Origin of the sequence: Streptomyces sp. NBC_00028 (assembly GCF_045041065.1) — a bacterium.
Lineage (GTDB): Bacteria > Actinomycetota > Actinomycetes > Streptomycetales > Streptomycetaceae > Streptomyces.
The window spans coordinates 1,332,823-1,345,296 of the sequence record NZ_CP108293.1 but is presented as its reverse complement, the minus strand read 5'-3'; the positions used below and the strand labels follow the sequence as shown (position 1 = coordinate 1,345,296).

The window sequence follows — 12,474 nt, the reverse complement described above, 5'->3', positions numbered from 1 at the left end:
GAGAGGGCACAGCAGTTGAGCAGCGTTCGTGGCAAGAAGATCCTGGTCACCGGGGGCGCCGGCACCATCGGCTCCAACCTCGTCGACCTCCTCGCCGAAGGCGGCGCCCGCGAGATCGTCGTACTCGACAACTTCGTGCGCGGGCGGCGCGCCAACCTCGCCCAGGCACTGCCGAGCGGTGTGGTGGAGGTCGTCGAGGGCGATGTCCGTGACGTCGACACCGTGAAGAAGGTGACCGAGGGCGCCGACCTGGTGTTCCACCTCGCCGCGATCCGTATCACCCAGTGCGCGGAGGAGCCCCGGCTCGCCAACGAGGTGCTGGTGGACGGGACGTTCAACGTGCTGGAGGCGGCGGCAGCGGCCGGCGTCGCCAAGGTGATCGCCTCGTCCTCGGCGTCCGTCTACGGCATGGCCGAGGACTTCCCGACGACCGAGCGCCACCACCCGTACAACAACGACACCTTCTACGGAGCCGCGAAGGCCTTCAACGAAGGCATGCTGCGCAGTTTCCACGCCATGTACGACCTGGACTACGTGGCGCTGCGCTACTTCAACGTCTACGGCCCCCGCATGGACATCCACGGCCTCTACACCGAGGTCCTCATCCGCTGGATGGAGCGCATCGAGGCGGGCGAGCCGCCGCTGATCCTCGGCGACGGAACGCAGACCATGGACTTCGTCGACGTCCGTGACATCGCGAGGGCCAATGTGCTGGCTGCCGAGTCGGATGTCACCGACGAGGTGTTCAACGTGGCGAGCGGCACGGAGACTTCGCTGCGCGAGCTCGCCGACGGACTGCTGGAGGCGATGGGCGCCGAAGGGCTGGAGCCGGTGCACGGGCCCGCCCGCTCGGTGAACTCGGTGGTGCGCCGCCTCGCCGACACCTCCCGGGCCGCCGAACGGCTCGGGTTCACCGCCGACATCGATCTGCGCACCGGCCTGCGTGACCTGGTCCAGTGGTGGCGCGCCGAGCGGGAGGCCGCCCAGTGAGCAGCGCCGACCGCATCCCGGTGATGATCCCGTGGCTCGGTGAGGAGGAGGCCAAGGCCGCCTCCGACGCCGTGCTGTCGGGCTGGGTCGCCCAGGGCCCCCGCGTCGCCGCCTTCGAGAAGGCCTTCGCCGAACGGGTCGGCGCCGAGCACGGCATCGCCGTCAGCTCCTGCACCACCGCCCTGCATCTGTCCCTGGTCGCGCTCGGCCTGGGGCCGGGCGACGAGGTCGTGGTGCCCTCGCTGTCGTTCATCGCGACCGCCAACGCCGTACGGTACGTAGGCGCCGAGCCGGTGTTCGCCGATGTGGACCTCCCCACCGGGAATCTGACCCCGGCGACGGTGGACGCGGTCCGGACGTCAAGGACCAAGGCGGTGCTGGCCGTTCACCAGGGCGGCGTCCCGGCCGACGTGACCGCCCTGCGGTCCGCCTGCGCCGACTGGGATCTGCCCCTGGTAGAGGACGCGGCCTGTGCCATCGGCTCCACCGTCGGCGGCAAACCGGTCGGGCACGGGGCGCTGCTGGCCGCCTGGTCCTTCCACCCGCGCAAGCTCGTCACCGCCGGCGAGGGCGGGATGCTCACCACCGACGACGCCGAGTGGGCCGCGAGGCTGCGCCGGCTGCGCGAGCACGGCATGAACGCCTCGGCGGCCGAGCGCCACGCCAGCAACAAGCCCGTGCTGGAAAGCTACCTGGAAGTCGGTTTCAACTACCGGATGACCGACGTCCAGGCCGCGATCGGCACGGTCCAGCTCGGCAAGCTCGACGCGATGATCGCCCGGCGCCGCGAACTGGCCGCCCGCTACGACGCGTTGCTGCACGACGTCCCCGGTCTGACCGTGGTGCGCGATCCCGCGCACGGTCAGTCCAACTTCCAGTCGTACTGGGTGCTGCTGGACGCGGCCTTCCCCGTCGGCCGGGACGAGCTGCTCGGCGCGCTCGCCGACGCCGGGGTCTCCGCCCGGCGCGGGATCATGGCCGCACACCTCGAACCGGCCTACGCGGACCACCCGCACGCCCCGCTGCCCGTCACCGAGCGGATCACCCGCGACTCGCTGATCCTGCCGCTGTTCCACACGATGACCGAGGCCCAGCAGGACCGGGTCGTGGCCGCCCTGCGTGAACAGGCGGGTAGATGACGGCACTTGTGATCGTCGGCGCCGGTGGCTTCGCCCGGGAGACCGCACAGGCCGTGCGGGACGCGGGAGAGTTCGAGCTGCTCGGACACCTCGACGACAACCCCGCCCTGCACGGCACCGAGGTGGACGGTGTCCCCGTGCTGGGCGGCGGCGACCTGGTGCACGAACTGCCCGACGTCCAGGTCGTGGTGTGCGTCGGCAATCCGCGGGACTACGCCGCCCGGGCCCGACTGGTCCGCCGGTTCGAGCTGCCCGAGGAGCGTTACGCCACCGTCGTCCACCCGACGGCCGCGGTGTCCGGCACCTCGGTGATCGGCCCCGGTTCGGTCCTGCTCGCGCACTGCGTCCTCACCGCCGCCGTGCGCGTCGGGGCGCATGTCTCGGTGATGCCGCACGTCGTCCTCACCCACGACGACGTGATCGAGGACTTCGCCACGCTCACCGCGGGCGTCCGGCTGGGTGGGGGAGTACGGCTGGAGCGCGGGGCCTACGTCGGCTCCGGCGCCCTGGTCAGGGAAGGCACCACGATCGGCGCCTGGTCGCAGATCGGCATGGGCAGCGGTGTGCTCGGCGACGTACCGCCGGGCGAGGTCTGGGTGGGGAGCCCGGCCCGGCGGCTGCGCGCGGCGGGCGCCGCGGCGCTGGAAGAACTTGTGACTATGGGGGGACCGGCCACGTGAACAACCAGATACCGCTCGTGGACCTGAAGGCGGCTCACGAGGAGGTCGCCGAGGAGGTGCGGGCCGGCTTCGAACGGGTCCTCGCCCACACCGCGTTCGTCGGCGGCGACGAGGTGCGCCAGTTCGAGCGGGAGTACGCCGACTTCGGCGAGGTCGCCCATGTCGTGGGTGTCGCCAACGGCACCGACGCCGTCGAACTCGCCCTGCGCGCGAGCGGCGTGGGCCCCGGCGACGAGGTCGTCGTACCGGCCAACACCTTCATCGCCACCGCCGGAGCGGTGGCCCGGATCGGCGCCCGCCCCGTCCTCGCGGACTGCCTGCCGGGCAGCCATCTCCTCGACCCCGGGGCCGCGTTGGCGGCGGTGGGCCCGAAGACCCGGGCCGTGGTGCCGGTGCACCTGTACGGCCAGCTGGCCGAGGTGGACGAACTCGCCAGGCAACTGCCCGACCGTGTACGGGTCGTGGAGGACGCCGCCCAGTGCCAGGGCGCGACCCGCGACGGCCGTACGCCCGGCACCGCCGGCATCGCGGCGACCAGCTTCTACCCCGGCAAGAACCTGGGCGCCTACGGCGACGCCGGCGCCGTGCTGACCGACGACGAGTCGGCGGCGGACCTGGTGCGCGCGATCGCCAACCACGGTGGCGTCGCCAAGTACCGGCACGACGTGCCCGGGTTCAACAGCCGCCTCGACGGACTCCAGGCGGTCGTCCTGCGGGCCAAGCTGAAACGGCTGGCGGCCGGCAACGCGGCCCGGCGGGCGGCGGCCGCCCGCTACGACGCACTGCTCGCCTCCCTCGTGGACGCCGGCCGGATCGTGCTGCCGGTGACGGCCGTCGGCAACGTCCATGTCTGGCACCTGTACGTCGTCCAGGTCGCCGACGCCGACCGGGACGACATCGTCGGCAAGCTCAACGCCGAGGGCATCGGCGCCGGGGTGCACTATCCGGCCCCGGTCCATCTCACCCCGGCCTACGCCCACCTCGGCCACGAGCGCGGCGACTTCCCGAACGCGGAGCGGGCGGCGGACCGGATTCTGTCACTGCCGCTCTTCCCGCAGATCACCCCCGACCAGCAGCAGCGCGTGGTGGAAACGCTCACCGACGCACTCGCCGGCTGACTGGTCCCCGCTTCACCCCACCCGCACGGGTCGATCCAGCACAGCACAGCACCGCTGAGAGGTACACATGAACAGATGGAGCAGACGGTTCAGGGGCGTGCGCCTCGCCGTCGCAGCAGCGTTGGTTTGGGCGGTGCTCCCACAGGCCGGATCCGCCCAGGCCGCGGTCGATCCGTGCGGATCGGGCTCGAACCCGATCGTCTGCGAGAACTCCAAGGCCGGCAGCCCGTCGACCGACTGGTACTCGCCCAACTCCTACGGCGACATCCAGGGGTTCACCACCAAGGAGAGCGTCCAGGCCGGGGACACCCTCCAGTTCAAGGTCCAGTCGAAGACCTCGTACCGCATCGAGATCTACCGCCTTGGCTGGTACGGCGGTGACGGCGCGCGTCTGATGTCGACGGCGGCGCAGGCGGCGACGGTCTATCCCGCCAACTACACGTCCAACCCCGCCAGTTGCACCAAGAAGGCCGCCACCGGTCTGGTCGACTGCGGCAACTGGCCGGTGACCCAGAGCTGGACCGTGCCCAGCGACGCCGTGTCCGGCCTCTACATCGCGAACCTGACGCAGACCGATGGCGACGGTCTGATGCCCTACCCGTTCGTGGTCCGCAAGGACTCCAGCACCTCCTCCATCGTCGTACAGACCAGCGACCAGACCTGGCAGGCCTACAACGACTACGGCGGTCAGGACCTCTACGGCGGTGCCGGGCCCGCGCCCGACGGCCGTGCCTACGAGGTCAGTTACAACCGGCCGCTGGACATCGGCGGCGACAACGGCATCTACGGTTCCGAGTACATGATGCTGTCGTGGCTGGAGCGCAACGGCTACGACGTCAGCTATCTGTCCGGCGTGGACGTCTCCACCCGCGGCGAGACACTGCTGAAGAACCACAAGGTGTACCTGTCCTCAGGGCATGACGAGTACTGGACGCAGGACCAGTACTCCAAGGTCCTCGCCGCCCGGAAGGCCGGTGTGCAGGAGGCCTTCTTCAGCGGCAACGAGGTGTTCTGGAAGACCCGGCTCACCCCGAGCATCGACGGCACCAGCACCAGCAACCGCACCCTGGTCTGCTACAAGATGACCAAGATGGCCCAGAACAACGGCATCGCCGACCCGAGCGGCGAGTGGACCGGCACCTGGATGGACCCGACCAGCACCCAGTACGGGCAGTCCTACCAGCCGCCGAACATCCTCACCGGCTCCATGTTCACGGTGAACGGCTACCGTGCCGACGCCATCACGGTTCCCGGCTCGTACGGCAAGAACCGGCTGTGGCGCAACACCTCCGTCGCGAACCTCACCTCCAGCCAGACGGCCACCTTCCCGGAGGGCACCCTCGGCTACGAGTGGGACAGCGACATCGACAACGCCACCAGACCCGCCGGCGCCATCGACCTGTCGTCCACGACCGTGGACATCAACGACGGCAAGCTGCGCATGGACTGGGGCAACACCTACGGCAACGGCACCGCGAAGCACAGCCTCGTGGCCTTCCGCGACCAGGACTCCGGCGCCCTGGTGTTCGGGTCGGGGACCGTGCAGTGGTCGTGGGGCCTGACCAACCTCCCCACGTACAACCCGGAGGACCAGGTCGTCACCGAGGACGCCCGGATGCAGCAGGCGACGGTGAACCTCCTCGCCGACATGGGCGTCCAGCCGCTGACGCTGCAGAGCGGTCTCGTCGCCGCCACCAAGTCCACCGACACCACCGGCCCGGCCATCACCGTGACGAGCCCCGCCTCCGGCGTCACCGTGCCCGCGCTGAAGCCGGTCACCGTCAAGGGCACCGCCACCGACTCCGGCGGCGGAGTGGTCGCCCGCGTGGAGGTGTCCACCGACGGCGGCACGACCTGGCAGGCCGCGACCGGGCTCACCTCCTGGACCTACAGCTGGACCCCCACGACCCCGGGCTCGGCCTCCATCAAGGTCCGCGCCGTCGACGACAGCGTCAACATCGGCGCCGTCACCACGATCCCGCTCACGGTCGGCCCCCAGGCCTGCCCGTGCACCGTCTGGCCGGCCACGGCCGTGCCCGGCACGGTCAACGCGGGTGACGGCGGCTCGGTCGAGCTCGGCGTCAAGTTCCGCACCACGGTCGCCGGTTCGATCACCGCCGTCCGCTTCTACAAGTCGCCGTACAACACCGGCACCCACACCGGGAACCTGTGGACCAAGGACGGCAAGCTGCTCGCCACGGGCACCTTCACGGGCGAGTCGGCCTCCGGCTGGCAGCAGCTCAACTTCGCCACCCCGGTCACCGTGAAGGCCAACACCACCTATGTCGCCTCGTACTTCGCACCCAACGGCGGCTACTCCTACGACACGACCTTCGCCGGGAGCGACGCCGGTCTCGCGCCGCTGACGGCACTGAAGTCCGGCACCGACGGCGGCAACGGCCTCTACCGGTACACCTCGACGAGCGCCTTCCCGACCTCGGCGGCCGCCGGCAGCAACTACTGGGTCGACGTGGTCCTGGACACCTCGACGGCCAGCACCACCCCGCCCACCGTCACCTCCACCTCCCCGACCTCCGGGGCGACGGACACCGCGATCACCGCGTCGGTGTCGGCCGTGCTCAGCGCGTCCATCGACTCCGACAACCTGACGTTCACGCTGAAGGACCCGAACGGCAACACCGTGCCGGGTGCGGTGACGCTGCCCGCGGCCAACAAGGCGACGTTCACCCCGTCGACCGAGCTGTCGCTGCACACCCAGTACACGGCGTCGGTGCAGGCCTCCGACGTGTGGGGCAACGCCATGGCCGACCCGGTGACCTGGTCCTTCACCACCAGCGCCACCCCGCCCGCGGTCACCTGCCCCTGCGGTCTGTGGAGCTCCTCGGTGGTGCCGTCCACCACGGACATGACCGCCGACCCCAACTCCCTTGAGCTGGGCACCCGGTTCACGTCCTCGGCGGCCGGCTGGATCACCGGCGTCACCTTCTACAAGGGCGCAGGCAACACCGGCACCCACACCGGAAGCCTGTGGACCGACGGCGGGACGCTGCTGGCCAGCGGCACCTTCACCAACGAGACGGCGACCGGCTGGCAGACGCTGACCTTCGCCACCCCGGTGGCGGTCACCGCCGACACGGCGTACGTCGTCTCCTACCACGCGCCGAACGGCCACTACGCGGTCGACGGCGGCTACTTCGCGTCGGCCCACCAGTCCTATCCGCTGACGGCCACCGCCGACACCACGGCCCACCACAACGGGCTCTACAAGTACGGTGCGGACTCGGCCTTCCCGACCGGCTCCTACGGTTCGGCGAACTACTGGGTCGGCCCGGTCTTCACCGCCGACAACCCGAGCGCCTCCCTGGCGGCGGAGACGGCGGCCTCGGAGGAGACCGCGTCCACGGTGACCTACACCGCCGACGCGAAGAAGGCCCTCGTCATGGCCGTACCGGCCAAGGCCAAGGTGACGTCCGTCGACGCGGACCTGACCATCCTCACGGGTGCCAAGGCCGCCAAGAAGCTGCACGTCACGACGGTCGTCTCCTACAACAGGGCCACCCACACGGTGTCCGTCCACCTGTCCGGTCCGCTGCCGGACGGCACGAGGTTCAAGGTCAGGGTCACGGCCCAGGACAAGCACCACGAGAAGGTGAAGTCCCAGACCTGGACCCTCACCAGCAAGACCGTCCGCAAGAAGAAGAACTGACCGACCGGAACCCACCGGTGGTGGTCTCCCCGCGCAACGGGGAGACCACCACCGGGGATTGGCTACCCCCACCGATGAGCAGCGTCAGTGTTGTCATCCCGTGCTACAAGTACGGCCACTTCCTCGCCGACTGTGTGAGCAGCGTCCTCGACGAGAACCCCGGGGTCGAAGTCCGCGTGCTCATCATCGACGACGCCTCGCCCGACGACTCGGCGGAGACGGCACGCAAGCTCGCCGCCGCCGACCCGCGGATCGAGGTCCACGTCCACGAGACCAACAAGGGCCACATCGCCACCTACAACGAAGGCCTGCTGGAGTGGGCCGACGGGGACTACGTGGCTCTGCTCTCCGCCGACGACCGGCTCGTCCCGGGCGCCCTCACCCGGGCCGCCGCACTGCTGGACGCCCACCCCGAGGCGGGCTTCGCCTACGGGCGACCGCTGCGTTTCCAGCACGGCGGCCCGCTGCCCAAGGCCCGTACCCGGAGCACCGGTTCGGCGGTCTACCCCGGACAGTGGTGGCTGGAGCGGCGGTTCCGGGAGGGCACCGGCTGCATCACCTCGCCGGAGGTGGTCGTCCGCACCGGCCTCCAGCGCAAGGTCGGCGGCTACGACCCTGCGCTTCCGCACGCCGGCGACATCGAGATGTGGATGCGGCTCGCCGCCCACGCCGACGTCGGCTACATCCGCGGCGCCGACCAGGCCTTCTACCGCGTCCACGGCAACAACATGTCGACGACCGACTTCGGCGGACAGCTCGACGACCTGCGCCAGCGGCTGATCGCGTACGACTCCGTGCTCGCCAAGTGCGGCGACCGGCTCCCGCACGCCGACCGCCTCGCCGACCAGGTCCACACCCGCCTCGCCCGCTACGCGCTGCGCCGCGCCTACCGCGCCTACGACCGGGGCCGCACCGGCGTCGTACCGGTCGACGAGTGTGTGGCGTTCGCCGAGGAGTGCCTGCCGGGATACCGGGCTCTGCCCGAGTACCGCGCGCTGCGGCTGCGCAGACGGATCGGTGCGAAGGCGATGCCGTACCTCCAGCCCCTGGTGTGGTCGGCCGTGGCCGAACGCGGCCGGGAGTGGCTGTGGTGGGAGTCGTGGAAGCGCCGCGGTATCTGATGCCCGTGAACCACCACTCAGCCCGCCACGGCGAGCTCCTCCGCAGGACGACGTGGCTCCGGACGCCTGCGGCGCGAGGCGAACCGGTCGAACCACAGCGTCGCCAGCACGCCGCCGATGCCACCGAGCAGCGCCGTACCCGCCAGGGCGCGGGTCCGGGTGCCCTGCACCGGGGCGGCGCTCGGCGCCACCAGGACGGACGCGCTGATCCGCGACCCGGCCGGGATTCCCTCGGCCTCCTGCAGTGCGGTCACATGCCGGGTGTAGACGTCGATGACCCGGCTGACCGCCGTGTCCGCCTCCGCGGCGCTCGCCCCCTTCACCTGCACCTGGAGCGAGGGGATGAGGTAGCGGGGTGTGGCACTGGTGCCGCTGTTGCGCGGGATCAGTTGGTACGCCCCATGGACTCCGGCGGCTTCCAGCTCCTTGCGCCCGGCGGGCGAGTCGAGCTGCTGGACGACGCCGTACGAGAGGGTGGCGAGCGGCGGTTGGAGGTTCGTCAGCTGGTTCGGCTGGTTGCCCGTGACCGGCGGCTTGAGGACGACCACCGCCGAACTCAGGAACCGCGGGGCGGGATGCAGCACCTGGTACGCTCCGGCGGCCGTCAGCACGAGCGCGAACACCAGCACGTACCAGCGGCGCAGCAGCGCTTCGGCGACCTCACGAGGCGACACAGCGGGGATTCCTTCCGTCGGCCCCGATACTCGCATCAACCGGGGCAAGTCGCCACCGGATCACCTGGGTTGCCCGGAAGGGAGGGGCGATGAGCCTCGGCGACATCCTGGCGATCATGCGCAGGCGCTGGTACTGCATGGTGCCGCTCATGCTGCTCAGCGTCCTCGCGGGCGGCTATCTGTTCCGGACCGTCCCGGTCTCCTACGAGTCCCAGAGCTCCGTCACCCTGCTCGACTCCTCGGCGATCGCCGACCTGGCGCCGACCTTCGGCAACCCGCTGTCGAACGCGGGCGGTTCGCTGGTCGTCACCGCGGACGTCCTGATCAGGACGTTGCAGTCGAGCGACTCGGCCAAGGAGCTGCACTCCCGTGGCGTCACCGACCGGTACACGGTCGGCTTCGCGCCGGACGCCGACAGCCCGCTGCTCACCCTGAGCGTCACCGGCACCGACCGGGCGAAGGTGCTCCGGGAGACCACCACACTCACCAAGTTCACCGGCGAGCAGCTGAAGGCACTCCAGGCCGCCTCGAAGGTGCCCGCGGTCTACGCGGTGCAGACGGCGCCGGTCGTCCTGCCGCAGACACCGGTCTCGCAGCCCAAGAGCCGCTACCAGAACATCGCGGCGGTCGTCATCGTCGGGATGGTCGGCGCGTTCCTGCTGTCGATCCTGGCCGAAGGCGTCGCGGTGGTACGGCGCCGAGGGCGCGCCCAGCCCGGCTACGTCCCCCGGCGCCACCGGGCCAGTCCCCCCGAGCGGCCCAAGGGGCTGCTGGCCCGGCGCCTGGACGCGACCACGATCCTCACCGGCTATCTGGCGCTGGCCTTCTTCGTCCCGTCGAACCTCACCCTGCCCGCACTGGGCGGGGTCGGCACCCCGGCGAACGTCTTCGCCCTCCTCGGCCTTCTGTGGTACCTCGCGACCTGGCTCGGCGGCCGCATCCTGCCCGCCCGGGGCACCCGGCTCGTGCGCGTGGTGATGTGCCTGCTCGCCGCGGCCGTACTCCTGTCCTACCTGGCGGACGCGACCCGGGAGAGCTCGCACGAGGAGGTCCTCGGCGCCGACCGTGGTCTGATCGGGCTCGGTGTCTGGGTGGCGCTGGTGGTGCTGGCCTCGGCCGGCATCCAGGAGCGCAGCCGGCTGGAGACCCTGATGCGGCGGCTCGTGGTCATGGGCACGGTGGTCGCCCTGATCGGCTACTACGACTTCTTCGCCGCCACCAACATCGCCGACTCCATCCACATCCCCGGCCTCCAGTCCAGCACCGCCGGGATCAGCGCCATGGACCGCGGCTCGTTCACCCGGCCCCGCTCCACGACGGCCCACCCGCTGGAGTTCGGCGGCATGCTGGCCATCCTGGTCCCCTTCGCCGTCCACCAGGCCTTCGACCCGGTACGGCGACACGTGCGCGCGTGGCGCCGGTGGGCCCCCGTGGCGATCATGGCGGGCGCCCTGCCGCTGACCGTGTCCAGGACGTCGATCATCGGCGCCTTGATCGTGATCCTGGTGATGATCCCGCGCTGGAAGCCGCAGCGCCGCTGGGCCGCCATCGGCCTGGTCTTCGGATCGGTGGCCGTGTTCAAGGTGATCATTCCCGGCCTGATCGGCACGATCACCAACCTGTTCGCCAGCTTCCTGTCCAACTCCGACAGCAGCACCCAGGCCCGCACGGTCAAGTACAGCGCGATCGTCCCGTACTTCAATGAACACCCGTGGTTCGGCCGGGGCTTCGGCACCTTCACCCCGGACCTCTACTTCTTCACGGACAACCAGTACATGCTCACCCTGGCCGAGATGGGCATCCTGGGCCTGGTCGCGCTCTTCGCCCTCTTCATCACGGGGATGCACACCGGCGGCGCCATCCGCCGCCTCGCCCGCACCGACTCGGACCGCGAACTCGGCCAGGCCTTCCTCGCCTCGGCCCTGGTCGCCCTAGTCATCAGCGCCACCTTCGACGCGCTCAGCTTCCCCATGTACGCGGGGATGTTCTTCCTGGTGCTGGGCGCGGGCGGCAGCTACCTCGGCTTCGTCCGCCGCGAGGCGGAAGCAGCCCGCGAAGTGCCCGCACTCCGCAAGCCGACCGAAGAAACCAAGCTCCCCCAACTCGTGGAGTCCCGATGAGCACCGTCGCCGTCATCGTCGTCACCTGGAACAGCGCCGCGGTGCTTCCCGGATTCCTCGCCGCGCTCCCCGACGGCATGGCCGGCCTCGACTGGCGGCTCGTCGTCGCCGACAACGACTCGGCCGACGACACGGTGGAGGTCCTGCGCACGCTGGCCCCGGACACCACGATCGTCCAGACCGGCCGCAACGCCGGGTACGCGGCCGGGATCAACGCGGCGCTGGGCGCGGCCGGCGACCACGAGGTGGCGCTGATCTGCAACCCCGACGTCAGAATGCGCCAGGGCTGCGCCAAACGCCTGGTGGACAGCCTCGGGGGCGGTGTCGGGATCGCCGTACCCCTGCTGTACGAGGAGGGCCAGGACGTACCGCATCGTTCGCTGCGCCGTGAGTCGACCGTGCTGCGGGCGCTGGGCGAGGCGGTCATCGGCAACACCCGGGCGGGACGCTTCCCGGCCCTGAGCGAGCTGGTCACCGACCCCGCCGCGTACCAGCGACCCACGCGCGCGGACTGGGCGACGGGCGCGCTGATGGCCATCTCGGGGGAGTGCGCGGCGGCTTGCGGGCCGTGGGACGAGTCCTTCTTCCTCTACTCGGAGGAGACGGAGTTCTGCCTGCGGGCGCGGGACCTGGGCTACGCGACCCAGTTGGAGCCGTCCGCCGAGGCGGTGCACCTGGGAGGCGACTCCCAGGTGTCACCCCGACTCTGGACGCTGCTCACCCTCAACCGGGTCCGCCTGTACGGCCGTAGGCATGGTCGCCTGTCCACGACGGCCTTCCGCGCGGCAGTCCTCCTGAGGGAGACCTCCCGTGCGGCGCTGGGCCGCAAGGCGAGCCGAGCGGCAGCGGCAGCCTTGGCAAGACCGGGCGCTTTGAATGTAACGCCGGGTCCCTGACGTCTTTTAGGGGCGCGGGGCTGTATCGATTTGCGGCTCCGCCGCGTGGGCGGGACCAGCCACAACGAA

At 70.6% G+C, this 12,474-nt stretch carries 9 protein-coding genes; 8 read left to right on the top strand and 1 reads right to left on the bottom strand.

All coding sequences use genetic code 11. The features are described from left to right. Window positions 1-15: 15 nt before the first annotated feature. The 6 genes from OG885_RS05930 (at window position 16) to OG885_RS05905 (ending at window position 8,715) form a co-directional block, all read left to right on the top strand. On the top strand, window positions 16-990 hold the full coding sequence (locus tag OG885_RS05930; protein WP_405727100.1) for an SDR family NAD(P)-dependent oxidoreductase: 975 nt from the start codon (window positions 16-18) through the stop codon (window positions 988-990). After that, on the top strand, window positions 987-2,129 hold the full coding sequence (locus tag OG885_RS05925; RefSeq protein WP_405727097.1) for a DegT/DnrJ/EryC1/StrS family aminotransferase: 1,143 nt from the start codon (window positions 987-989) through the stop codon (window positions 2,127-2,129). The genes OG885_RS05930 and OG885_RS05925 overlap by 4 nt, the downstream gene beginning before the upstream one ends. Further along, window positions 2,126-2,809, top strand: coding sequence for an acetyltransferase (locus OG885_RS05920; RefSeq protein ID WP_405727094.1), 684 nt, complete (start codon window positions 2,126-2,128; stop codon window positions 2,807-2,809). Before OG885_RS05925 ends, OG885_RS05920 begins: the two co-directional genes overlap by 4 nt. After that, the gene (locus OG885_RS05915) at window positions 2,806-3,927 is read left to right on the top strand and encodes a DegT/DnrJ/EryC1/StrS family aminotransferase (RefSeq protein ID WP_405727091.1); all 1,122 of its coding nucleotides are present in this window, start codon (window positions 2,806-2,808) and stop codon (window positions 3,925-3,927) included. Before OG885_RS05920 ends, OG885_RS05915 begins: the two co-directional genes overlap by 4 nt. Before the next feature lie 133 nt (window positions 3,928-4,060). Beyond that, the gene (locus tag OG885_RS05910; RefSeq protein ID WP_405727088.1) at window positions 4,061-7,594 is read left to right on the top strand and encodes a DUF4082 domain-containing protein; all 3,534 of its coding nucleotides are present in this window, start codon (window positions 4,061-4,063) and stop codon (window positions 7,592-7,594) included. Window positions 7,595-7,668: 74 nt separating this feature from the next. Further along, entirely contained in the window at window positions 7,669-8,715 is a 1,047-nt protein-coding gene (locus tag OG885_RS05905; protein ID WP_405727085.1) for a glycosyltransferase family 2 protein, read from the top strand. 17 nt (window positions 8,716-8,732) lie between these two features. Here OG885_RS05905 and OG885_RS05900 read toward each other — a convergent pair whose 3' ends face one another. Continuing rightward, window positions 8,733-9,389, bottom strand: a complete 657-nt coding sequence (locus OG885_RS05900) for a hypothetical protein (RefSeq protein WP_405727082.1) — start codon at window positions 9,387-9,389, stop codon at window positions 8,733-8,735. Between the two features lie 89 nt (window positions 9,390-9,478). Between OG885_RS05900 and OG885_RS05895 the strand changes: the two genes are divergently transcribed. After that, window positions 9,479-11,509 carry an O-antigen ligase family protein gene (locus OG885_RS05895; RefSeq protein ID WP_405727079.1) on the top strand — a complete coding sequence of 677 codons (2,031 nt, stop codon included), beginning with the start codon at window positions 9,479-9,481 and terminating at the stop codon, window positions 11,507-11,509. Then, complete coding sequence (locus OG885_RS05890) at window positions 11,506-12,405, top strand: glycosyltransferase family 2 protein (RefSeq protein WP_405727076.1); 900 nt, start codon at window positions 11,506-11,508, stop codon at window positions 12,403-12,405. Before OG885_RS05895 ends, OG885_RS05890 begins: the two co-directional genes overlap by 4 nt. The last annotated feature ends 69 nt before the right edge of the window (window positions 12,406-12,474 follow it).